The organism is Streptomyces sp. NPDC025638, from assembly GCF_055558775.1.
Map to the genome: position 1 here is coordinate 1 of NZ_JBVHLX010000034.1, position 22,226 is coordinate 22,226.

At 68.8% G+C, this 22,226-nt stretch carries 19 protein-coding genes and 2 pseudogenes; 9 read left to right on the top strand and 12 right to left on the bottom strand.

Annotation, left to right across the window (positions count from 1 at the left end; translation table 11 throughout):
- Nucleotides 1-90 precede the first annotated feature (90 nt).
- From ACZ4EG_RS44325 to ACZ4EG_RS44345, 5 genes and pseudogenes are all read right to left on the bottom strand, one after another.
- Complete coding sequence (locus ACZ4EG_RS44325; protein WP_467794731.1) at nt 91-633, bottom strand: hypothetical protein; 543 nt, start codon at nt 631-633, stop codon at nt 91-93.
- 7 nt (nt 634-640) lie between these two features.
- Nucleotides 641-1,087: pseudogene (locus tag ACZ4EG_RS44330) on the bottom strand (DUF6192 family protein); the annotation flags it as partial.
- Between the two features lie 453 nt (nt 1,088-1,540).
- On the bottom strand, nt 1,541-2,266 hold the full coding sequence (locus tag ACZ4EG_RS44335; protein WP_467794732.1) for a hypothetical protein: 726 nt from the start codon (nt 2,264-2,266) through the stop codon (nt 1,541-1,543).
- A gap of 13 nt (nt 2,267-2,279) precedes the next feature.
- On the bottom strand, nt 2,280-5,795 hold the full coding sequence (locus tag ACZ4EG_RS44340) for an NACHT domain-containing protein (RefSeq protein ID WP_467794733.1): 3,516 nt from the start codon (nt 5,793-5,795) through the stop codon (nt 2,280-2,282).
- Nucleotides 5,792-6,211, bottom strand: coding sequence for a hypothetical protein (locus ACZ4EG_RS44345; protein ID WP_467794734.1), 420 nt, complete (start codon nt 6,209-6,211; stop codon nt 5,792-5,794). Before ACZ4EG_RS44345 ends, ACZ4EG_RS44340 begins: the two co-directional genes overlap by 4 nt.
- A gap of 187 nt (nt 6,212-6,398) precedes the next feature.
- On the opposite strand from ACZ4EG_RS44345, the gene ACZ4EG_RS44350 reads away from it, so the two are divergent.
- Genes ACZ4EG_RS44350 through ACZ4EG_RS44370 form a run of 5 tightly spaced genes read left to right on the top strand, consistent with a single transcriptional unit; the run spans nt 6,399 to nt 10,379 of the window.
- Nucleotides 6,399-7,400, top strand: a complete 1,002-nt coding sequence (locus tag ACZ4EG_RS44350) for an LLM class flavin-dependent oxidoreductase (RefSeq protein WP_467794735.1) — start codon at nt 6,399-6,401, stop codon at nt 7,398-7,400.
- Nucleotides 7,401-7,404: 4 nt separating this feature from the next.
- A complete protein-coding gene (locus ACZ4EG_RS44355; RefSeq protein ID WP_390713220.1) occupies nt 7,405-7,959 on the top strand; it encodes a hypothetical protein in 555 nt (184 codons plus the stop codon).
- The gene (locus ACZ4EG_RS44360; protein ID WP_467794736.1) at nt 7,946-8,797 is read left to right on the top strand and encodes a hypothetical protein; all 852 of its coding nucleotides are present in this window, start codon (nt 7,946-7,948) and stop codon (nt 8,795-8,797) included. Before ACZ4EG_RS44355 ends, ACZ4EG_RS44360 begins: the two co-directional genes overlap by 14 nt.
- Complete coding sequence (locus ACZ4EG_RS44365) at nt 8,794-9,672, top strand: ATP-grasp domain-containing protein (protein ID WP_467794737.1); 879 nt, start codon at nt 8,794-8,796, stop codon at nt 9,670-9,672. The genes ACZ4EG_RS44360 and ACZ4EG_RS44365 overlap by 4 nt, the downstream gene beginning before the upstream one ends.
- On the top strand, nt 9,669-10,379 hold the full coding sequence (locus ACZ4EG_RS44370; RefSeq protein ID WP_467794738.1) for a hypothetical protein: 711 nt from the start codon (nt 9,669-9,671) through the stop codon (nt 10,377-10,379). Before ACZ4EG_RS44365 ends, ACZ4EG_RS44370 begins: the two co-directional genes overlap by 4 nt.
- An 84-nt stretch (nt 10,380-10,463) precedes the next feature.
- On the opposite strand, the pseudogene ACZ4EG_RS44375 reads toward ACZ4EG_RS44370, so the two are convergent.
- Nucleotides 10,464-10,952 (bottom strand): annotated as a pseudogene (locus ACZ4EG_RS44375) (alginate lyase family protein); the annotation flags it as partial.
- Between the two features lie 153 nt (nt 10,953-11,105).
- Here ACZ4EG_RS44375 and ACZ4EG_RS44380 point away from each other — a divergent pair.
- A complete protein-coding gene (locus tag ACZ4EG_RS44380) occupies nt 11,106-11,462 on the top strand; it encodes a hypothetical protein (RefSeq protein ID WP_467794739.1) in 357 nt (118 codons plus the stop codon).
- Nucleotides 11,463-11,497: 35 nt separating this feature from the next.
- Here ACZ4EG_RS44380 and ACZ4EG_RS44385 read toward each other — a convergent pair whose 3' ends face one another.
- The 4 genes from ACZ4EG_RS44385 to ACZ4EG_RS44400 all read right to left on the bottom strand — a co-directional run bounded on the left by ACZ4EG_RS44385 (nt 11,498) and on the right by ACZ4EG_RS44400 (nt 17,770).
- A complete protein-coding gene (locus ACZ4EG_RS44385; protein WP_467794740.1) occupies nt 11,498-13,108 on the bottom strand; it encodes an ISL3 family transposase in 1,611 nt (536 codons plus the stop codon).
- A 473-nt stretch (nt 13,109-13,581) separates the two neighbouring features.
- The gene (locus ACZ4EG_RS44390) at nt 13,582-14,817 is read right to left on the bottom strand and encodes an IS701 family transposase (RefSeq protein ID WP_467794759.1); all 1,236 of its coding nucleotides are present in this window, start codon (nt 14,815-14,817) and stop codon (nt 13,582-13,584) included.
- A gap of 133 nt (nt 14,818-14,950) precedes the next feature.
- Nucleotides 14,951-15,505: an AAA family ATPase gene (locus tag ACZ4EG_RS44395; protein WP_467794741.1), complete on the bottom strand. Its 555-nt coding sequence runs from the start codon at nt 15,503-15,505 to the stop codon at nt 14,951-14,953.
- 1,068 nt (nt 15,506-16,573) lie between these two features.
- A complete protein-coding gene (locus ACZ4EG_RS44400) occupies nt 16,574-17,770 on the bottom strand; it encodes a pentapeptide repeat-containing protein (protein WP_467794742.1) in 1,197 nt (398 codons plus the stop codon).
- Between the two features lie 695 nt (nt 17,771-18,465).
- On the opposite strand from ACZ4EG_RS44400, the gene ACZ4EG_RS44405 reads away from it, so the two are divergent.
- Nucleotides 18,466-19,401, top strand: a complete 936-nt coding sequence (locus ACZ4EG_RS44405) for a hypothetical protein (protein WP_467794743.1) — start codon at nt 18,466-18,468, stop codon at nt 19,399-19,401.
- A 30-nt stretch (nt 19,402-19,431) separates the two neighbouring features.
- On the top strand, nt 19,432-19,692 hold the full coding sequence (locus tag ACZ4EG_RS44410) for a hypothetical protein (RefSeq protein ID WP_467794744.1): 261 nt from the start codon (nt 19,432-19,434) through the stop codon (nt 19,690-19,692).
- Nucleotides 19,693-20,114: 422 nt separating this feature from the next.
- Here ACZ4EG_RS44410 and ACZ4EG_RS44415 read toward each other — a convergent pair whose 3' ends face one another.
- A complete protein-coding gene (locus tag ACZ4EG_RS44415) occupies nt 20,115-20,420 on the bottom strand; it encodes a DUF6087 family protein (RefSeq protein ID WP_467794745.1) in 306 nt (101 codons plus the stop codon).
- Between the two features lie 13 nt (nt 20,421-20,433).
- A complete protein-coding gene (locus ACZ4EG_RS44420; RefSeq protein WP_467794746.1) occupies nt 20,434-21,798 on the bottom strand; it encodes a Tat pathway signal protein in 1,365 nt (454 codons plus the stop codon).
- Nucleotides 21,799-21,958: 160 nt separating this feature from the next.
- On the opposite strand from ACZ4EG_RS44420, the gene ACZ4EG_RS44425 reads away from it, so the two are divergent.
- Complete coding sequence (locus ACZ4EG_RS44425; RefSeq protein WP_467794747.1) at nt 21,959-22,225, top strand: putative ATP-grasp-modified RiPP; 267 nt, start codon at nt 21,959-21,961, stop codon at nt 22,223-22,225.
- The last annotated feature ends 1 nt before the right edge of the window (nt 22,226 follow it).

Genomic DNA, 22,226 nt, shown 5'->3' on the forward strand with positions numbered 1-22,226 from the left:
CTACGAACGCAAAGCCGAGCACTTCCTCGCCTTCACCAGCATCGCCTGCACCCTGATCTGCTACCACCGACTCACCAAATGAGATGACTTCTAAGTCGGCAGCCGTTGGATGTCCAAGGCCGCCTTGAGCTCGGGGTTCGCCGCCTGCCGGGCACATTGATGCAGGTAAAAGCCCTTCAGACACGCGGCCGCGACCTTGAGGGCATCTGCGCTGTACGGACGTTTCGGCGGCACTCGCCACCGTTCCCCGAAGGGCATATGCACCCGTGCCCCCACCGCCCCCATGTACCGCCGCAGATCCGACAGCGAGATCGTCTCCGTCGTCAGCCCCTCGTGCACTCGCCACCGCAGGTGATCGACCAGGGTGTACGCGTACGTCTTCTGCGTCCCCGATCCCTCGTACTGGCCCAGGAAGCTGTCCGCCTCCTCGTCCACGGTCAGGTCCGGCCACACAATCGTGTACGACCGGCTCCCATCCCCTCGGACCATCTCCTGGACACGAATGTCGTCCAGGACAATCACTTTCCGCACCTGCCCCTCCCGCAATATCCAGACGCGACGAACAGGCTTGCCGAGATCGGTAAACGAGAACGCGAAAGCTCTGCAGACCACCCCGACGAGTGACCCCGACACTCACGACACGGTCGGTAAAGTCGCTCATTGCCCTGAATGCGACGTCCGGCCTGCGCAGCAGGTTTGTCGCGGCCGTTGTCGCGACCGCTTCGTCCCGGGTGAACTCCTCCACCACCCGGGCCTTCTCGGCGGCCGGCACCTTCGCTGCGACCGTGGGCCGCTTGAGGAAGTCGGTGGTGACCGTCGCCGCGACCTCTTCGTCCCGGGCCAGCGAGTGGATCGCGGTAATCTTCTCCTGCGGCGACGCCGGGCGTTCGACCTGGCGGCCCACCCTGCGGTTGGCCTCATCCACCGTCCACCGCGTCCCGCCCGCGGGAGGTTTGGCGATGGTCGCGAACCGCTCGGCCTCGTTCTCGTTCTCGTTCTCGATCTCGATCTCGATCTCGATCTCGATCTCGATCTGCCCCAGGATCCTGTGGACGCGGAACGACGCCCCTGCCTGGCGATGTTCCTTAGATCACAACGAACGACCGCAAATGACCGTTCGGCGACCGGAGTTGGGTTCAGGATGCGTTCGGCCAGCGGTCACTGTGACCGTTCGCCGAACGGTTCCGTCCAGCGCCTCCATGCCCTCACCTTGCACCGCGGCGAGCAGAACACCGCGTCCGAGCGGCGGTCGCTGCCGGCCACCCACCGCGCTCCGCACTCCGGGCACTCCACCTCGCCCGTGCCGTCCTGAACGGCCGCCAGGCGCTGGCGCAACCGCTGTTCCCGACGCCACTGCCTGGACCGACACACCGACGAACAGAACTCCGCCCCGGGCCGGGCTCCCGGCCTCAGCCGTTCCCCACAGCCTCGGAAGATCCTTTCCCCGGCCCGACCGGCATCCTCGGACACCAGGCCAGCGTAGGACTCAAGGCTACTTAGGACCGAGGATCAGAAACACGCACTCACCAGCGGAGCACCTTCACCAGTACAGGACCCAGCCGTCGGCATCGCGGATGCCATGTCCCTGCAGGGTGATGCGCCGGTCGCCGGGGTGCCGTTCGGGAATCGCTGCGATGCGGTGCAGGACGGGCGTGAGCTGGACGGCCATCCTGCCGACCTGGTACTCGTGCCGCCGGGCCGGCCTGGTCCTGTCGATCCTGTCGATCGTCCAGCCGAGGCGCTCCATCCGGAGCATCTCCGCCTCGGTGATCTCCCAGACGTCCAGGGCGCCACCCCGGCGCGGCAGGGCGAGGGGCAGGGTGAAGGACATCGCGTGCTCAACCGGCGCGACCGGGAAGGGCCAGCGCAGCGCCCGGTGCTGCAGGTCGAAGTGGTGACTCGGCCTGGGGGCGGTGGCGATGCCCTCTCCCTCGAACACGTGGAAGCCGGGCAGCGCCACCCGCTCGTCGTACCGGGCCGGCATCCTCAGCAGTCCGGCGAGCACCTCGGCGACCCGGTCGAGCAGGTCCCCGAAGTGTTCCCGCAGGAGGTGGTTGTGCCGGGCGAGCCGGCCGAAGTACGTCTCCTCCAGTTCCTCGGAGGCCAGCACGTCGAGGTAGGTCGCGAGGCCCAGGGTGGCGCAACCGACGCCCCGGTTCAGCCAGTACGGTCGTAGCGTCTCCAGGCGGTCGCTCAGTTCGGCGCACCGCTGCTCGTCCAGGACGTCGACATCGACCACGTGCGATTCCACCGGCAGCGCATCCATGTCTCTCCTTGGGTCAGTGGGAGCCATCCGGGAGCGTCGCGAAGGCCTGGGCGGTGCCGAGGGCCTGTACGGCTGCCTCGCGCACGCCCTCGTCCGGGTCGCCGTCGGCGCGTTCGCGCAGGAAGCCGGTGGTGGCGGGCAGCCGCGGCCAGCCGAACGCCAGCACGCGGAGTGCGGTGATGCGGACCCGTGGGGCGGGGTCGTTCAGGGCCACGGAACGGACGGTCTCGTGCGTGTCCGGCGCCGCCTCCCGCAGCCAGGCGCACCAGTTCAGGGCGTTGCGCCTGTTGGTGGATGAGGGATCGGCGGTCATCCGGTCCACGATCAGCCGCTGGACGTCCGCGCGTTCGGGCCAGTGGCGGGCCAGGACCTGTAGTGCCACCCAGCGCGGCCCCGACCGCGGATCCGCGACGGCTCGCTCGGCCAGCAGCTCCCGTACGCCCTCGTGCCGGTTCCAGAGCTCCGCCAGCAGCCAGAGCGCCTCTCCACGGGGTTTCGGCTCCGGCTCCGCGATCACCTGCCGCAACAGCAGGTCCCGTACGGCCTCGCGATCGGGCGACCGGCGGGCCAGCAGTTGCATGGTCCCCCAGCGGACGTCCGGGTGCGGATCGTCGACTGCTTGCCGCAGGGCGAGTTCCCAGGTCTCCGCCTCGTCCCGCCAGCACCATACGAGGGCTTCCAGCGCCTCCCTCCTGGGTTCCGGCCCGGGGTCCTCGAGGGCGCGGCGGAAGAGCAGGTCGCGGACCCCTTCGTGGTCCTTCCAACGCCAAGCCAGCGCTTCGATCGCACCGCGTCGTGCCGGGGAGTCCGGGTCGAAGACCGCCTGCCGGAGCACCAGTTCACGGACTTCCACGCTGTCCCTCCAGTGGCGTGCCAGGGCCGACAGCGCCTCTGCGCGGGGTTCCGGCGCCGGGTCGGCCACGGCCCGCTCCAGGAGCAGGTGCCGTAAACCTTGGTGGTCCGCGCGGTAGGTGGCCAGCAGCCGCAGCGCTTCCTGCCGGGGAGCCGGGTCCGGGTCGGCGACGGCACGGTCGGTGATGAGCTCCCAGGTGTCCGCGCGCTCCGGCCAGTGGCGTCGCAGCAGTTGGAGGGCCAGCCGGCGGGAGGCGGGGGCGGGCTCGGCGGCGGCCCGCCGGACGACCAGCTCATGGGCGTCCTCGCGGTCCGGCCAGCGCTCCGCGACGGACTCCAGTGCTTCTCTGCGCGGCTCGGGGTCCGGGTCGGACACGGCGCACTCGAACAGCAGCGGGCGCACGTCCGCGTCGTCCTGCCAGTAGCGGGCGATGTTCTCCAGCGCTCCGCGGCGGGACTCGGCGTCGGGCGCATCGAGCGCGCCCCGCACCAGGTCCCAGGCGCCGGGCAGTTCGTCGGGCCATCGTTGGAGCAGCAGGCGGAGGATCTCCGTGCGGGTCTCGGGGTAGGGGGTGTGCTCCGCCAGGAGGAGCAGGGCCGCCGGGTCGGAGTGCGCCCCGAAGACGATCCCCGAGGCGATCTGGTGCTCCGCCTGGAACTGGCCGCGCAGCAGGAACCACCGCAGGTAGCGCTCGCGCCCGTGCCACTCGGGACCGAGGACCGACAGGGCGGGAAGGATGCTCTCCAGCGCGTTCAGTGCCGTCCAGTCCAGCTGGCGCTCCATCAAGTCGATCAAGGCGCTCACCACGGCGTCGCTCTGGGGCTCGATGAGGTCGATCCGCTCGACTTCCGCCAGGGCCCGTACGGCGAGGGCGAGCATGTCGTGACGGCCCACCACCACGTCGTGCGCGTGCAGCCGCAGCAGTGCGTCGACCACCCGTCCAGCGTCGCGCTCCCCCAGCATCCCGACGAGGAGCAGCAGTACTTCGTGCCAGGCGGGGTCCTTCGCGCGGGCTTCGAACACCTCCTGGATCAGTTCCTCCTCCGACCACTCACGGTCCCGCTGGTAACGGCGAGCGATGTCGTCGGCCGCCAGGTACTCCAGGAAGGCGCGGTGGACGAAGCCGTACACCTCGTCGCCGAAGCGGCTGAGGATGAAGTTCCGCTCCCGGAACTGCCGGATCATCCCTCTGGCCGCGGTGACCGCTGTCTGCTTCGCCAGGCGGTACCGCTCCTCCAGGTAGCCGGTGAAGACCGCCTCCAGGTCCTCGCCGTGGATGTGGTTGCCGGCGATGCCGCCGTCGCCCTCCTGCATCCGCCGGGCCAGCAGGCGCAGCAGGGCCCGGCGGTCCGCGTCGTTGATGTACGGCATGTCGGCCTGCCCCGGGGGCGGCAGGTGTTTGGCCTCCTGGTCCCAGCGGGCGACCAGGATGTCCACGGCGTGCCCGTACACGCCCTGCCGGTCGCGGGGCAGCGCCCGCCGCCGGCCAATGATCGACAGAATGGTGAGCAGCAGGGGGTTGCCCGCGAGATCCCGTACGGGCTGGGAGAACCGCACCGCGTCGGTGATCCGCTTCTGCAGCCGGGCCGCCGACTCCGGGTCCCCGGGACAGACGACGCGGTACCAGTGGCGTGTGAACAGCCTGATCTGACTCGGGGTCAGATCCTGGATCATGTAGTGCCGGAAGCCCGCCGAGTCCAGGGTCGCACGCTGGTAGCCGATGGTCCGGGAGGTCACCACGACGCGTACGCCCGGGTACCGGTCGGCGAAGGCGGCGATCCGCCGTCCCGTCTCGGCCCGTACCTCCGGCTCGAACAGCTCGTCCAGACCATCGAAGATCACGAGCATCCGGCCGGCGGGCAGCAGAGTCTCCAGGACACCCCGCGGAACCGACATCCGCTCCAGGGTGCTGAGGTGGTGCAGGTAGTCCTCGAAGGACCGGTCGCGCCACCGCTCGTCGGCGTACCTGCGCAGTTCCACCACCACCGGCACCCGGCCGGCCAGCCCGGCCAGGTGCTCCGGCACGGGTCCGCAGGTGAGCGCGAGGGTCAGGTAGCGGGCGAGGGTGGACTTCCCGGCCCCGGGATCGCCCAGCAGCACCACGCGCGGCTGCTGCGGATCGGTGAGCACCTCCAGCGACTCCACCGGCGGCCGGTCCCGGTAGGCCAGGCGCATCCGCTCCACCGACTCCGCGTCGAGGCCCGGCGGGAACTCGCCCGGCGGGGGTTCCCCGGCACGGCCGCCCTCCAGCCGCTGCCGCAGTTCCCGGGGCAGTTCCACCGGCGGCGGGTCGGCACGCAGCAGCGGCGGGACGAAGACGGCCTGGAGCTCCACCGCCGGGTGTTCCCCCTCCTCGGAGGGGATCAGCACGTCCAGGTCCAGCCGTCCCAGGGACGCACGGACCCGCTTGGCGTACCGGCCCAGTTCCTCTTGGATCCGGTCCTCGCCGGGCGGCGGCTCGGGGAGGGGCCCGTAGTTGTTGGTGACGCTGCTGTCCTCGCCGATGGCGCTGGCGATGGCGTTCGCCCCGATCGCGACGGCACCGGTGCCGTCGGCCGTCACCTGCGCGGGCGCCCCGGCGGCCGGGACGGGTGGCGTGATCAGGCCCGTCGGCGCCTCGCCAGCCTGCGGGGCCGGGCTGCGCCGGCGGCGCCGTAACCAGGTGAACGGGGTCACCGGCCGTCGACCTGGCTGCCCTCGCCGAGGGCGCTGCCGGTGGCGTCACCACCCGCCGCGAACGCCCCGCTGCCCTCGGCCACGACAGGGCCTACGACGGCTGCCCCGACCGCCGGTGCGACGGCCCGGCCCGTGACGTTGCTGTTCCGCCCGATCGCGCTGCCGGTGACGTTCCCGCCGATGCTGATGGCACCGTCTCCTTCGGCCCGGACCGTCGCCGGGTCCGCACGCCGGAGGGCGAGCACGGAGAGCACCAGCCCGACCAGCCCGGTCGCCGCCCCGGCCACGCTCGCCAGGCGGTCGGCGGTGTCGAGGTCGACGAGCACCGCGACCAGTACGAGACCCGGCACGCACAGGGCGCAGAGCACCGCCACCACTGCCACCGCGACTCTGGCCGCTCCTGACGCTGCCGCCATGGTCCGGCCCCCTCTCCCCCGGGGAGACTCCCGCGCCCGCCCCCGGTCCAGGATCGCGGCGGTGCCCGCGATGTGTCGAGGGAACGGCACATCATTACGCTCAACTACCGCTCATTGCACCCATTGTGACGATCCGTCGCCGGATGTAATCTCCCAGCGGGGTCCGGGCTCGCCACCGGGGGGGACGATGAAGGTCGGCCTGGTTCTGCCGCTCGCCGAGTATCCGTGGCGGCAGCCGTCCTACGGGGAGATCAGGGCGCTCGCCCTCCAGGCCGAGGACTCCGGCTTCGACTCGGTGTGGGTCTTCGATCACCTGCTCTTCCGCGAGGCCCACGGTCCGGGCGAGGGCATCGAGGCCGACGGTCCGAGCGAGGGCATCTGGGAGGCCTGGACGGTGCTGTCGGCCCTGGCCGAGGCGACCGATCGGGTCCAGCTCGGCACCCTCGTGCTGTGCACCGCCTTCCGCAACCCGGCGGTGCTGGCCAAGATGGCCGTGACGCTCGACGAGGTCAGCCGCGGGCGGCTGGTCCTCGGCCTCGGCTGTGGCTGGCACGCCCCCGAGTTCGAGGCGTTCGGCATCCCCTTCGACCACCGTGTGGACCGCTTCGAGGAAGCGCTGCAGATCATCGTCGCGCTGATGCGGACGGGCCGCGCCGACTTCTCCGGCCGCCATCACCGACTGCGCGACGGGGAGTTGCGTCCCCGCGGTCCGCGCTCCGGTGGCCCGCCCGTCCTGGTGGGGGCGCACGGTCCCCGGATGACCGCGCTGACGGCTCGGTACGCCGACTTGTGGAACGCCTGCTGGTTCGGCTCCCCGTCGGGTGCCGAGGCGACCCTGGCCCGGGTCAGGGAGACCTGCTTGAAGGAGGGACGCGATCCGGCGACGCTGGGCCTCACGCTCGGCGTCAACGTCCGGGTGGAGGACGGCGCGGAGGGCGGCGTGCAGGGCGGCGCGGAGGACGGCGCGGAGGGCGGGACGTCGCCCGGCTCTGACGGGGCGCCGCCACCGGAGGCCAGCATCCTCACCGGCTCACCCCAGGCCGTCGCGCGCGGCCTGCTGACGTACGCGTCACTCGGCGTGGACCACCTGATCCTCAACCTCAATCCGCACCACCGGGACGCCCAGCGGCACCTGGCCGTGGCGCTGCGCCTGTACCGCGCGGCCTGCCTCCGACAACAGGAGCGGTGAACACATGACATGGACCGTCGACGAGTCACGGGTACGGCCGTTCCTCACGGCCGCCGAGCGGCACGATGTCCCGGCACTGCTGTGGAACACCCCGCAGCCGGGCCGAGCCTTCTCCGAGCAGGAGGACACCGGCGTACCCGGTGAGCACCGCCCGCCGGAGGCCAAACGCTTCAAGGACTTCAAGGACGGCAAGGACCGAAAGGACGGGAAGGACGGAAAGGAGGCGAAGGAGATGAAGGAGGTGAAGGACGTCAAGGACACGAAGGACGGGAAGGACAGGAAGGACACGAAAGACACGAAGGACTCGAAGGACCACAAGGACTCGAAGGATTTCAAGGACGGCAAGGACAGCTTCGACGGCGCCATGGCCCCGCCCGGTCCCGCCGCCGTCGTACGACAGCCGCACGAGCCGCCGACCGGAGAGACCGGAGACGACGGGACGGCGCAACGCTTCGCCGCACCGGCCGGGTCGGTGGCCGACGGCCCGGAGGAGGCCGCGGCGGCGCTGCGGGGTTCGCGCATCAACCGCCTGCTGAGGAGGCGCGGTGTCGTCATCTGAGGTGTCCGGCGGCGATCCCTCCGGACTGGTCGTCGTCGCCGATCCTGCGGACCCGGTGGCCGTGGAGGTACGGGACTTCGTGCGGGACAGCGGCCGCGAGGCCACGATCCTCGACGTGTTCGACGCCGCTCAGCTGTTCACCGTCATCGTCGACGGCCCCACCGCGGTGGTCGAGCCGGCGCTGCCGATGTTCCTCCGGCTGCCCGCCCCGCCGCTGCAACGGATCAGCTTCGACGCGGAGTTCCAGCTCAACGAGTGCCTGGCCCACCTGTGGGCCGTCGCCGCCCTGACGCCCGCGCCGGTGATCAACCGCCCGGAGCCCGGCGGCCTGGGCACCCGTGTGTCCGCGTCCGCGGCACTCACCGAACTGCGGGCAGGTCTGTTCGCCGGCTCGCCGGAGGTCTTCTCCTCCCGGCCCTGCGGTCCGCCCGGCGCACCGGCCGACGGCCAGGGGAGCGAGTGGTGGGTCCAGGATCTCGACTCCTGGACCACGCGCCCCTGGTCCGCACTCCCGGACGCCTCCGTCCCCGCGGCGGACGGCTCCGGCCCCTACCGGGCGCGCTGGTCGGACCCCGAACCCCTCTTCGAGAGTGTCGTGGTCCTCGGTGACCAGGCCTGGCGCAGCAGTCCCGTCGACCTGGACGAGCTCGGCCTGGAGCAGCGCAGCACGGAGTTCGCCGCCCGGCTCGGACTCCAGCTCGCGGCCGTGGTATGGCGGTTGTCGCCCGACCTCGCCCAGGCCCGGCCGGTCGTGGTGGAGCCGTTCCCCGACGTGGAGCAGCTGCGCATGGTGTGGCTCGGGCTCGGACCCCAACTCGTGAAGGTGCTGTTCCCATGATCTACGCGGTCGGCCTCGCTTCCGAGAGCACCTTGGCGCACTTCGTCTCCTCGGCCGAGGCCCGGGGCGTACCGGTCCGGGCCGTCGACCTGCGGCAGGCCGTCGAGGAAGGTGACTGGCGCCTGGTCGTGGGCGGGGACCGCTCGGCGCGGCTCGGCGGCCATGACCTCGACCCGCAGGCGTCCTACTACTGCCGGGTCGCCGATCTGGCGGCCCTCCAGCAGGACCGTGCGTCGGCACAGCGCTGGCGCTGGCTGACCACGGCGCTCGCGGCCTGGCTGGACCAGATCCCCGGGCTGGTCGTCAACCGGCCCTCGATCCGCTCCGACAACGGGTCCAAGCCGCTCCACGAATGGTCGTTGTCCCGGGCCGGGTTCCGCGTGCCCGCGAGCATCACCAGCTCGTCGCCGCAGCGTCTTCGGGCCTTCGCCGGGTCCGGTCCGGCGCTCGTCAAGGCGGTCTCCGGCGTGCGGGCCACCGGCAGGCTCGTGACCGCGGCCGACCTGGCGGGGTTCGACCCCGGGCAGGGCCCGGTGCACCTCCAGCGGTACATCACGGGCCGGGACGTCCGCGCCCATGTCGTCGGCGACCGGGTGCACGCCGAGGAGATCATCTCCGGCGCGGTGGACTACCGGACCGACCGGGACGCGGAGTTCACCCCCTGCGAACTGCCCGGACCGCTCGCCGAGCAGCTGGTCCGCCACACCGCCGAGCTGGGCATGGCGTTCGCGGGCTGGGACTTCAAGGTGGGGGCCGACGGCACCTATTGGTGTCTGGAGGTCAACCCGATGCCCGCGTACGACTGGTACGACCGGCGGCTCGGCGGAGCCATCAGCGCCTCGCTCCTCGGGCTGCTGCAGGGGGCGTGCCCGTGATCGACTCGCTGCCCGTGCTCACCGCGGCGCGCAGCGCCGCACTGCGCGACGCCGTGCACGGCCTGCGCCGGCACTGGACTCCCCGCGGCCCGGAACCGGCCGCCTTCTTCACCCTGGGCGCGCCCAGCTACCTCGATCTCGCGCCGGACCCGGAGTCCGGTGTCTACCAGAAGCGGGCCGACGCCTCACGGCCCCTGCTCGAGGACTCCTTCGGTTGGCTGTACGCGCACCTCGCCGGTGTGCTCGCCGGGCATCTCGGCGCCCCGGTCCACTACCCCGAGCACCTGGCGCTGCCCGGCTTCCATGTCTGGCTGTCCGCGTCGGTGTTCACCAGGCCGACCGCGCCCCTGCACTTCGACCTGCAGTACCGGGCCTTCAGCTGGCCCCCCGGGACGGACCTGAAGCGGCAGATCTCCTTCACCCTGGCGGTCCGGCTGCCCGCGGCGGGCGGCGGCCTGAACCTCTGGGAGGTGAGCCACGAGGAGTTCCGGCATGCGCTGGAGAAGGGCTGGATCGAGTCCGTGGCCGACCTCAAGCGCTTCCACACCCTGCGGTACGTCCCCTACACGGTCGGCCGGATGGTGATCCACTCCGGCCACACCCTCCACCAGGTCGCCCCCAGCACCCGCGTGCAGCCGGACGACGAGCGGCTCACCCTCCAGGGGCACGGGGTGTGGTGCGACGAGCGGTGGCTGCTGTACTGGTGAGCGCGGGCACCCCGCGCGGCACGTCGGCGCTCCCGTCCGGAGCCTGGAGCCGGCCGCCCCGCACCCCACCAGGGAGACATCCCGCTACTTCGGATTGTTCGCGCGGGTGAGCGTCTCCCAGGCGACGAAGTAACCGTCGGTGCCGGACGGACGGCGGCTCTCGGTGTAGCGCCGTGTGGTGTCCATGGTGAGGCCGAGGCGGGTGTGCAGGGCGTTGTAGCCCACCTCGGTGACGGCGCCCAGGCCGGTCTTCGGCTTGCCGCCGCACAGCCACGCCGGAGGGGTTGCGCCGAGCGCGTACTTCGTGTGGAAGTCCAGTGCGGCCCGCAACCGGTCCTTCAGCCGCGGGTACAGGTCCGCCCCCTGGATCCGGGAGGTCTCGGCGACGTGCGTGGCCGCCGCGATGCCCCAGCCGGTGTGGCCGAAGTCCCGGCAGGTCTCCTGCGCCAGCCCGTCGACGAAGGTGGACTGGCCCTGCCAGTACTTGACGATCTCGTCGCGCGTGTCGATGTCGGTGCCCGGCGGCGGCTTGGGCAGCGCGCCGTCCGACCTCAGGTAGAGGTAGGCCGGGACCCCGCTCGAGGTAGCGGGCGATCGCCCTGTTGGCTCGGGCGGCGTTCAGCGGGGTCTGGCAGCGATTACGGGGAGCCGTCACCGTCGGTGAAGGGGGCGTCCTCCGCGGATCGTCGGACAGGGATTGTCAGTGGGGACCGCCATCATGAAGCGATGGATGATCTCCCTTTGCTCCGGCGTGAGTTCTCGGAGGATGACAACGCGTTTCTCGCGATCGTGATCCGTGACCAGAACTGGGACAAGCAAGCCTTCTCTCGGCTGGAGCGGGCCATGCGGCAGGTATGCGAGACGTTCGAGCAACGCGATCAGCAGGACTTGCCGCGGTGGCTGGTAGAGGGGTTCTGGATCTGCGTGGACTGGTTGCCCGATCACACGGCCCATCCCCGCTTTCCCCGTCCCGAGCCTCCGGCGTACTACGAAGCGGCGTTGGAGAGGCTGAGGGATCTGCAGTACTGGCTCGTCACCGGTGTCTCGCCATATGTGCCTGGTCACGTGTGGGCGGATCTATAGGGCTGCCCACGCATCACTGCGAGCGTCACGGCAGGTCACGCCAAGAGGATCATCTTCCGTAAGAGTTCGAATTCGGCGCGCCCATACATCTGCCTCTTGATCTTCTTGATGCGATTCACGGCGCCTTCCGTGCCGCCCGAGCTCCAGCGGAGTGTGAGGCCGGCGGTGACGGCATCGAGGTCACCGGTGAGGCCGCGGGCGAAGCCGGTCAGGCCGGGCAGGTTCGCCGCGGTGGCGTCCTCGATCCACGCGGGCAGCAGGACGCCGGTCTGCTGGGTGAGCATGTCACTGAAGTCGCGGACGAGTTGATGTGCCCTAGCCAGTTCCGGGCAGGCGTTCAGGACCGCCTTGAGCTGCTGGTGTTCGTCCTCGTCGAGGCTGGCGGCGCGCCGGGTGAGCCAGCCGGTGACCTTCCGGACGTTGGGCGGCGCCGGAGGCCGGGCTGGGGCGGTGGGCCACTCCAGTCGGCTGCGCGCCCAGTCGCGGAGGCTGGTGTAGGGCACCGGCCGCCCCTGGGCGGCGAGTTCCGCGCACAGCTCTTTGACGGTGATGGCACCGTCGGTCTCGTCGACGCGTCGTTGCAGATCGGCGCGGTGGACATCGAGGCGGCTGGTGCGGGCGTGGCGGCCGGTGACGGCGTCCTGCCAGCGGGCCGCACGGGCGTATCGCCGGACCGTATGGCGCCCCCACCCCAGATGCCGAGTGATCGCGCGCAGGCCCATTCCTTCGCTCAACAGGCCATGGACCAGGGCGTGATGCGCACGAGCGCGCTCGGCCAGGCGCCCGGCCGGCGGAGTATCCGAGACTGCCGGCCATGGAGCACCGTCAGCCTCCTGCGCGGTAGTCTCGCGCTTTGGTGGCGGAGTGATGGCGCTCAGCTGGTCGCGGTGGGCCGTGACGCACTTCTCGACGGCCTGGCCGAGGTTCTGCCACAAGTGGAACCGGTCGGCAACCTGTTGGGCGTGCGGTGCTCCGGCCCGGGCGGCCTCGGCGTAAGCCCCCGAGCGGTCGCGGCAGATCACTTCGATGCCGGGATGATCGGTCAGCCACCTCGTGAGCGGTTCGGCGTCGCGGCCGGGCAACACGTCAATGACCTGATGCGTCTCACCATTGGTGATCACCGTGCTGTAGGACTGCCCGCGCTTGGTGGCGAAATCATCGACACCAAGGACGCGCGGGGTGTCAAAGAGCGGATCGGGCATCGCCCGGACCCGGTTCAGCAGCCCCATCCGCCCCGCCGTCAGCCCCAGGGCCGTAGCCATCCGAGCCCCGGCGCGGCCCGCCAGCGCGAGCGCGATCCGGTCCAGCAGCTCGCCGAGCCGATCGGTGCACCGGGCGTATGGGCTGGTCAACCCCGGTATCTGCTCGGCGAACGTCCGCCGGGAGCAGGACGGCTCGGCGCACACGAAGCGCCGCACGGACAACAGGATCCGCACACCGTGCCCGGTCAGCGGAAGATCCTGCAGTCGGCGCTCGTACCGGTCGTGCACACGCGCCGACGCCTGGCCGCAGGACGGACAGATGCCTGCGCAGTTCCGCCCGGTCAGTCGGACCACCAGACCGCACACGCCGTGCAGTGCCGCGGTGACCAGCACCTCGAAGCCCTCGAACAGCACGTCCTGCCAGGAGATTTCATCATGGCCCATGCCCTGGACGTCGACACCGGCGGGACGATTCAGCCGACACCAGCAGAACGTGACGGAGCGTCAGAGACGCCGATTTCCGTCCAGGCGCACCCCGACTCACGGATCCGATTCGAACAGCCCCTTCACTGACCGTGACGGCTCCCCGTGATCGCTGCCAGACCCCGCTCGACGACGTCGCAGCCACACCAGGCCGGGGGACCGAGCACGCCTACCCGTTCCTGCAGGTACACGTTGTTCGTCAACCGCCACCAGCCCCTGGAACAGCAGGCACAACGGCTCGCCCACCACATCCTGGCCGGCGACCCGCGCAAGACTGCTGAGATACGAGAACGCTGAGGACGGATTGCGGTCAGGCTGGTCTTGGCCAGCCGGGTCGGTGCCTGTCTCACCCAGGTCATGGGGATCGCGACCAGCCACACCACGCTACTGCGCCGGATTCCGGGCTCTAGTACTCCAGCTGTAGATCGCGATCTTCATGTCTGAGCGGCTTGTCGCTGATAGTGGCTGGCCTGCGATCGGTCCTGGTGGCGGCGTCGCCAGTGGGACCAGTCAAGCCGGTGGGCGGCGTCGTGGACGAGTCGGACGACGAGCGCGATGAACAGGCGCTGGATCTCGTTGCAGGTGAGCGGTATCAGGTCGTCCGACTCGGTGTGGCGGGAATGTTCGTCGGCACGGACGACGGCGAGGAAGGCGTGGGCGAGCATCGCGAGGGTGACCCAGCGGTGCCAGGACATCCAGCGTCTGACCTGGTGTTCGTCCAGTCCGGCCAGCTCCTTGCCGGACTGGAAGGTCTCCTCGACAGTCCATCTGCGTCCGGCGACCTGCACCAGGGTGGACAGCGGCACGTGGGTAGCTGAATAGCAGCGGTAGAAGGCGAGTTCGCCGGTGCGCCGGTTGCGGCGGACGAGCAGCTGGTGGTGGCCGGGCCGGTCGTCGGCGATGTCGGCCAGGGCCCAGTCGTAGAAGCGGTGGCCCTTGGCTCCGGCGCAGGCTGAGAGTTTCTGCCAGGCCCGTTTCGGCAGCTTCTTGACCAGGGCATCGATGCGGAACTTGCCCGCGTTGGTGGTGACCTGGTGGTCACGGGCGACGGCGAGTACGTAGCCGATCTCGCGTCTCTCCAGCTCGGTCCGCAGGTGCGGGTTGCCTCCGTAGACTTCGTCCCCGGCCACCCAGGACGCGCGAACGCCGGCGTCCAGTGCTCGGCCGATCATGCGGGAGGCGAGTGCGGGCTTCGTGGCGAAGCCGACGGTGTCGGGTATCCCGGCGGCCTGACAGCGGGCCGTGTCCTCGGTCCAGGAGCGCGGAACATACAGTTCCCGATCGATCGTCGCGTGGCCCCGCAGGGTGGAGTAGGCGAGGTAGACGGCGACCTGGCTGTTCTCGATGTGTCCGGCGGTCCCGGTGTACTGGCGCTGCACGCCCACCGTAGCGGCGCCCTTCTTGAGGTCGCCGGTCTCGTCGACGACCAGCACCGCCGTGTCATCGTGCAGTTCCCTGACGACGAAGCCGCGGATGTCGTCGCGTACCGCGTCGGCGTCCCACTTGGCCCTCGACAGCAGGTGCTGCAGGCCGTATGGGGTCGCATCACCGGCGTGCTCGGCGAGCGTCCAGCAGTTCTTGCGCGGCAGGTCAGATAGCAAACCAAGCACGAACTCCCGTGCCCGACGCCGTGGTTCCACACGGCCGAACCGCCCCGCGATACGGCCCATCAGGGCCTCGAACGTTTCCTGCCACCGGGCAGGATCTATGCTGTGACCTGCGGCCACCGACTGATCTTCTGTCTTCACACACTGATGATCACCGTTGGCCGCACCCTTCCCTGACAGGCCCCGACCAGCAAGATCAGGATCGCTCAGTGGAGTGCCGCCTGATCCAGCCGGTGGCGGCCACCACTTCAAGCGCGATGTCCACGACAGGCCGCCCGTCGGTCGCCACCCGCACCGTGTCCGTGGGTGCCCGCTCATCCAGGAGCCGCGCCTTGCGGGCACTGCCCCTCAGCTCCTGCTCCAGCTCCGAGCCGAGTTCCCGGCCTGCCAGCCGCTCGCCGGTGGTGGAATCGGAGGCGGTGAGCAGCACTCGTACGATCCGCACGCCCGCCCCCATGGCGCGCTCGAACATGCCCGTCGCCTCGGGCAGCACACTCACGGTGTTCGTATAGATCAGGCGGTGGTAGCCGAGCCGGGCGAAATTCGCCCAGACGGCCGTCAGATTGCTCTCAGTGATCTCCGAGCGGTGGGGATCCCCCTCCGGTGCCGGATGCACCTGGCCCATGAAGTCACCCTCGACGATCGCGTGCGAGACCGCGGCGGCGCGCAGTCGCGCCGAAACCTCCCACCCCACCGTCGTCTTGCCGACACCGGCACGCCCTCCGACGAGCAGTACTTCCGGATGATCCATGGGAAGCAGCGTGCCAGCCTCCGACCGCGTCACGCGATCCGATTTCGCTGCGTGCCCATGGCCGTCGCCCCGCCCCACCGGCAAGATCACGATCTACAACTGGAGTATTAGCCAGGTCATGCTCGCGTCCCTTGAGCCGTCTGGAGTCAACAACACCACCACTGGAATAACAGAGACGACGGTTACGGAAAGTGTTCCACCTCCGCGTGTCCTTCTGGGCATGGATCCTAGGAAGCTCATCGGGGTGCGTAAGCAAACCGCCGGTGCGGAGTACTTTGCGGCTCTGAGTGAATGGCGTAACAACCCACTAAATGAGCCATTGAGGCGTGACGTTGAAGATCGATTCAAGGCATACATGAAGGCTTTGCGAATGGAGGCGGCCAAGGGCTCAAGATATACGGAGACGCTTCTGCAGTTGAAGCTCTCAAATTTCGAAGGACCTGCCCGCAAGCTGGGGGCGACAGCTGGGATTGCCACCTCTGCACTAGTCTCAACGCAGATCCCGGAATTTGCGCCATACATAATTCTGGGCAGTGTTGGGTATGCGGCTTATATTTGGACGCATGACAGGGCGCGAAGGTATCGTCACACCCTGAAGGCAGAGCTTGAAGTAAGTCTTCCTCGGGAGTAATCAATTATTCCTGCGCGCCGAACCGATAGAACTTTCTACCCGACTGCGACGAAGAAACGGCACTCAGGCACTCGTTCATCCTCGTGACTCGAGAGCGGCAGCATCACTCGCCCTCACGGCGCCGCGCCTGCAGTCGTCTCTTCCGGAGACTTCTGGATCCGTGAACGGAATTCCCGCCGCATTCCAAACCCTCCAGGCTAAAGTCGACGACCTCGAAGCCGCACACAAACGGCTACGCCAGCACAACAGCGAACTGACCGAACGAAACGAGATCTATGCCCAAGTCATCCACGCTCTCACAACCAAACTCGCAAACCTCCAAAGGCCCCAACCGCTTCCCTCAAATGTCCGACCAATTCCCAGGGATCCCGGAAACGCTCCAATGAGAGTGAGGAGCCACACCCCTATCTACACAACAGACCACACCCCTGGAAGCGTCACGTAAAAGTGACGCCAGCCGCATCGGGATCAAACCCCGAAGGCCATTTCGTCTCGCGATCCGCCCGAGCACCCACGAACGATGCCCCCGAGATAGCGGCCTCCGAAAAGTCAGCACCCCTGATATCCGCTCCGGCGAGGTCGCATGGGCCATATTCAGGCCCGGAAGTCAGGATCTCATGGAACAGAAACCCGTGATGCGCCATTAGGCTCACGGTCTGCTTGACCTGCCGTCGACCATAATCGACAGAGGACGGATCTTCTCCGATAAGCCCCGGATCCTCCCAATCTGCCCTGACCGATAGCGCCTCAAGATAGGCGCCCGAAAAGATGCATCCCCTCAAATCTGCCTCCCTTAGAGAGGCTCCCGCCAGGACCGCCATGGTGAAATTTGCATTCATAGCAAATGCTCCATCCAGCTTCGCATTGATTAGTCGACATTGCCCAATCCGAGTAAACGCAAGGATCGCCCGGGATAGATCGACTCCATCGAGATGAGTGCCCCAAAGGTTGGCCCGGGAAAGGTTCGCCTGAGACAGGGAGGAGCTTTGAAAGTCGCACAACTGAAGGTTGCCATGCCTCAGGTCAGACCCACGCAAATCAACGAGCTGAAAGGTTGACCGATCGGCAACTTCTACGCGAATTTCGTTTTCAATATGATCCGCCACCTGACGCCAACTCAGAAGCGGGCGAATTCTAGAAAACAGGCCCAGAGCCTCCTGAACATCAGGGTGCCGCACGGCCATGGGAGGAAAACCCGTTTCCGGACTGGATGTCAAGCTTCGCATGGGCGAACTTCTCCGGACGAAAACTTCAAGAATATCGCAGATGCGTTCACTGTCGCTCGAATCCCGAGCCACAGTACGGCCCATTTCAAGGATCGCAGCAACTCTGATTTCAGGAGTCGCGCTATCCAATTGCGCAACAATCTTGGAGTCCAGGTCGGTTCCCGCAATTTCCGCCTGACGTTGAGAAAGGCGGAACTGTCGATAGCCGAGGGCCGCAGTCACCAGAAATAAGGCCCCTGCAGAAGCTCCCAGCAGAGTGCCGCGGATCGAGTTCTGTATCTCCAACCTTTTGGCAGCGTCCGGGACGTCATCAGCCGAAACAATCCATATTGGAGCCACTGCGGCCACAGTCACGAGAGTGAGACCAAGAAATCCCCAGGCAAGCATTTCCCAGCCGAGACGACTCACTCGCTTACCCCTAGGCCGTATCCCCACCAGGAACCCCCGCTCCCTGCAACGTTCAACTTCGATAAACGAGACCACAATGGATTATGGATAACACCAGCCACGCGACCTGAGTATGCAAGCTACCGCACTCCGGAGCAATAGAAACACTCTTTCGAAAGGAACCTTCCGTCGCTGCGGCATCACAATATTCACTTCAGTCACATCGTTGTCGATCGCATCGACCTCCGCAGAGTCCAGTCCATCTCAACGTCCGGCGGCCCCCGACCGACACCACCGCATCACCCCGACGACCGCTACGGGCGAGTGCGGGCGTGGGTCCAACAGCGAGGGCCGGCCCTTCCGACCGTGGAGGAACTCATGGTCACCGCCCCGTTCCACGTCCGGGACAAGAAAATGCCGCACTTCGAACGGAAGTGGGCCGCGCACCGCCGCAGCCGGTCGTGACGTGCTCTGGGTGCCGGCGAGATTGACAGCCATCCACCAAGAGCGTCATATTGATTACGCAAAACAAGCGGCAAAAGCGGTGGACGGCGGAAGGCACCCCCTCACGAGGGTGTCGACCCAGGGCGGCAACCCCGACCGAACGTCCCGCCGACCACCTTCACCAACTCGACTCGCCCGCCGGCGCGTGAGCGCCGAAGGACCAAGAGGAGCAGGCCCTCAGTATAGGGCCGCGATCCGAACCGGAGAGTGCAATGTCCAAGGCCCTGAACCCGCAGCGTCGCGTCGTCGGCGACCGTGCCGTGGTCAACCGCGACTGGATCCGCGAGTTCACCGGCGCCAGCGTCGGCACCGCGGCCCGCTGGTACAAGATCCGGCTCGAGCAGCCGGAGGGGCACCGCCACCCGGAGAAGGAGCGCATCGACGGGAGCGACTTCTACGACGAGCAGCAGTTCCGCGACTTCTACACCTGGTTCCAGCAGGAGAAGGCGAACAAGGTCCTCAAGGCCGACCCCGAGCTGTACCAGGCCGACCCGGAGGACGTCGTCTCCATCAACACAGCCGCCAAGTGGCTGGGCTTCAACGGAGCCTCGGCAATCCGCAAGTACCTGAAGGACAACCCCGACTACTTCCCGAAGCCCCTCGCCGAGCCGGTCGAGGGCCCGACTGGCCGCATGATCCCCGGCTTCCGCGTCGGCGACCTGCAGGACTTCGACCGCAAGCGCACCGGGGACAAGCTCGGCAAGGCCGGCCGCCGTCCCGGGCCCCAGGCCGACGCGGCCGTCGGCCGGCCCTCCGCCCTCGAGGAGGCTCTCGCGGCCGAGCTGAGCGCCCGCACCGGCGGCGAGCCGCTCACCGCCACGCAGCTCGCCGAGCAGTACGCCGCCGAGGCGATCGACCGCGACGGCTACCACCCAGGGCTGGCCGCGGAGCTCAGCGTGCAGTACGGCGGCCCACAGAGATCCTGGGAGTACGTCGTACGCACCGCCCTCAAGCACCAGCCCGCGGCCGCGCCACCCCGCTCACAGGCCGCCCAGCAGCGGACAGAGATCGCACTGGCCGCACTCCAGGAGCGGGGCGATGTCCGCGGCGTTGCCGCTTCCCTCGCCCGTGAACACGGCGGCAGCCCCGACGTGTGGTCCCGCGCAGTGAGCGCGGCACGCAACCGGCTCGCCGAACCCGCTGCCTGATCACCCCACCATCCGAAGGACGGGCCCCAGATGCCCAGCTATCAACTCCGCGACACCGCCACCCAGCAGCTCTTCGCACGAGACCTCGCCAACTATGACGCGGCCGAAGCCGCCGCCGACCGCATCGGCGACCAACTGGAGCAGGATCTGCGGCTCAACGGCGAAGGCGCCGGACACATCCGGCTCCGACTGGACATCGAGAAAGTCACCGACGGCCGCACCGAGTTCGCCGGCCACCACATCCTGCTCCTGAGCACGGACGACAGACCCGGCCCGCTGCCCGCACCGTGACCGTCACCCGTGATGCCCCCACAGCCGACCACCGACTACCAGGACTCAACGCCCGAGACTCTCGAGACGTACACAGGGGACACCGCGGTCGTCCTGCTCATACCCGCGACCGCGCTCCCTGTTGATCCTCTGTTCCGGCCCCGGCAGCGCGGTGGATGCCAGCAATGTCTCCATGTGCCCGCCACCCGCACCGTGCACAGCCTGAACAGGCCCTGAATGCATACCGGGTTGCCATGGTTGTTGCGACCGGAATCGACCATCGAACGGGGCCGGTGGGCGCTTGTGACCACGTGGAAGGCACCATCTGCGACGGCCTCTTCCGGAGCGGGCTTGCATCGGCACCCGAGGTCTCCACGGCCCGATGCAGTGGTGCTCTACAGTCGTCACCAGCCGCATGCCAGGTGACGGTGGCTGGTCGAGCGTCAGGTAGTGGACTCGGCGTCATCGGCACGGTCGCCGAACGCCCATGCGTTCACCCACTGCTGTGCCGCCGCGAGGTCGGGCGCAGTGCCCGCGGGCACGAAGCGGAAGCCGTCCCACTCCTCCAGCGCCCTCGGCTCGCCGGGGCGCAGGTGCCCACCACCGGCGTGCAGCGGGCGGTACCGGCGGTACTGATCGAGTGGCGGCCGGCGGCGTTCGTTGTAGGCGGCGAGCGGGTCACTTGTGTCGATGCGCGGTACCGCGCGGGAGGGCTGGTTCGGCGGTCCGGGTCGGGAGTGCTTGCCCATGGGGTCGATGGTCTCAGGCGGCGACCGTGGTCGGGCGGGCTGCCGCGAGGTCCTTGGCGCGGGTGCGGACCTCGTCCACCGCGGTGTTCCGGTACGGCCGGGCGGAATCCAGAAGGACGTTGAGCCGGGAGGCGACCAGGGTGGAGTCGATCCGGGCGGCCTCGTCGAGGGCCTGCTGAGCGGCTGCGGCGGCCTGCTCCGGCTCGCCCTCGTCGAACAGCGCGGCCGTAAGCCCGATCCGGTCCATGACTTTCACCCGGTCGAAGCCGGGCTGGCGCCAGGCGAGCGCGTCGGTGAAGTGGCTGCTGGCGCGGTGGGGGCGGACGAGGCTGTTCAGGTCGCGGGCAGAGACCGCGCGGGCGCCAGCGTGTTCTGCGGCGTCGAAGTACGTCACCCACGCTGGTACGTCCCCGAGGTCGCCATGCACCAGCTCGTCGGCTGCGCCGAGATGCTGTTCGGCGCCGCGCTCGTCACCGAGGGCGGCGTGGACCCGGCCGGTCTGGGAGGCAACCAGCGCCTTCGTGGCGGGCAGTGTTGTCTTCGCTGCGGCTACGCCGAGCAAGCCGAGGGCGTCGGCGGGGTGCCCGAGATAGATCATCTGGTGGGACATGCGGGTGACGATCTCCACCCCGCGGTCCGGCTGACCGGCCTCGGATGCGGCATAGATGCCGTAGGACCAGTACCGCTGGGCGGTGGCATACCGTCCGCAGTCGTGACTCACCCACCCGGCCAGCGCCGCAAGGTCGGCAGCCGCCGCGAACACCCGTGCCTTGAGCGAGGGCGGTACGCCGTCCTGGATACGGCGGGCGACTTCGGCGAGCTGCGCAACGATCGCGGAACGGTACAAGCCCCCACCCTTGGAGGCATCCGCCTTCGTGAAGAACGCAGTCACCTCCTCCAGCGCGGCGGTGGTGTCGGCGTCGAAGCCCTTGATATCGCGGTTCAGCCGGCGAGCGGTGCCGCCCAGCATCCGTTCGGCGGCGCGGAGCAGCGTGGCACCGAGGGCGAGCTTTAGGGTGTCGCGGCGGTCGACAAAGAGGTCCATTTGCGTCCATCCGGCCAGGGTCTGAGCGGCTGCCTCGGTGAGCAACGGGAGCTGGATGGCATCTGTGGTGGGCCCTTGGGCCGTCAGTCCGAGATCACCCGGGGTGAGCGGCTGGCCGACCGCGTCAGAGAGCACCGCGGCGAGCAGGGCTGGGACGGGCGGGCGGGGGCGCTCGCCGTCGATCCAGCGGCGGATGCGGGTGGCGTCCGGAGCGATCTGCCGGTAGTCCTGGCGTATCGCTTGCGCGGCGATCCGGCGGGCGATCTCGCCGTGGGACAGGCCGGTGGCCGCGATCCACAGCGCTAGGTGCGGGTTGCTGGTTCTACCGGTCATCGCCGTCTCGCCCTCCCCGACTCGCCCGTTACGGAGCGTGGCATCTTCGCCACGGTTCGCGGCATCTACGGTACTGGTCGAGGCCGGTGCGCGAGGTCGATTCTGCTGTGTGCGGGTGGCCGCCCGGCCACCCGCACACAGCAAGGGAAAGGACGAACACATGGCAACGCTCGCACCCTTAGCTCCCTGGGCGATGCGACTGGTCACCGGCCGGCTGCCAGTCGGCCCGCCGCCCTACGCCGCGGTCGCGCTCGACGCGGTGACGCAGACCGCCCGCTACACCGACAGCGCCGGCCAGGTGGTCGAGATGGGCAAGCACGGCACCAGCAAGACCAGTGGCACCGCGTCCATGTCCGGCGGTGGTGACGGGCAGAACCCGCAGCCGCAGACCCAGGACGACAACACCACCGACTACGAATCGGACTGAC

Coding starts and splice junctions, on each gene's coding strand:
- ACZ4EG_RS44335 (WP_467794732.1), bottom strand. CDS start 2,266: ATGGATGCGCTGCCGGTGGAATCGCACGTGGTCGATGTCGACGTCCTG.
- ACZ4EG_RS44345 (WP_467794734.1), bottom strand. CDS start 6,211: ATGGCGGCAGCGTCAGGAGCGGCCAGAGTCGCGGTGGCAGTGGTGGCG.
- ACZ4EG_RS44350 (WP_467794735.1), top strand. CDS start 6,399: ATGAAGGTCGGCCTGGTTCTGCCGCTCGCCGAGTATCCGTGGCGGCAG.
- ACZ4EG_RS44355 (WP_390713220.1), top strand. CDS start 7,405: ATGACATGGACCGTCGACGAGTCACGGGTACGGCCGTTCCTCACGGCC.
- ACZ4EG_RS44365 (WP_467794737.1), top strand. CDS start 8,794: ATGATCTACGCGGTCGGCCTCGCTTCCGAGAGCACCTTGGCGCACTTC.
- ACZ4EG_RS44380 (WP_467794739.1), top strand. CDS start 11,106: ATGGATGATCTCCCTTTGCTCCGGCGTGAGTTCTCGGAGGATGACAAC.
- ACZ4EG_RS44385 (WP_467794740.1), bottom strand. CDS start 13,108: ATGGGCCATGATGAAATCTCCTGGCAGGACGTGCTGTTCGAGGGCTTC.
- ACZ4EG_RS44390 (WP_467794759.1), bottom strand. CDS start 14,817: ATGGGCCGTATCGCGGGGCGGTTCGGCCGTGTGGAACCACGGCGTCGG.
- ACZ4EG_RS44395 (WP_467794741.1), bottom strand. CDS start 15,505: ATGGATCATCCGGAAGTACTGCTCGTCGGAGGGCGTGCCGGTGTCGGC.
- ACZ4EG_RS44405 (WP_467794743.1), top strand. CDS start 18,466: ATGTCCAAGGCCCTGAACCCGCAGCGTCGCGTCGTCGGCGACCGTGCC.
- ACZ4EG_RS44410 (WP_467794744.1), top strand. CDS start 19,432: ATGCCCAGCTATCAACTCCGCGACACCGCCACCCAGCAGCTCTTCGCA.
- ACZ4EG_RS44415 (WP_467794745.1), bottom strand. CDS start 20,420: ATGGGCAAGCACTCCCGACCCGGACCGCCGAACCAGCCCTCCCGCGCG.
- ACZ4EG_RS44420 (WP_467794746.1), bottom strand. CDS start 21,798: ATGACCGGTAGAACCAGCAACCCGCACCTAGCGCTGTGGATCGCGGCC.
- ACZ4EG_RS44425 (WP_467794747.1), top strand. CDS start 21,959: ATGGCAACGCTCGCACCCTTAGCTCCCTGGGCGATGCGACTGGTCACC.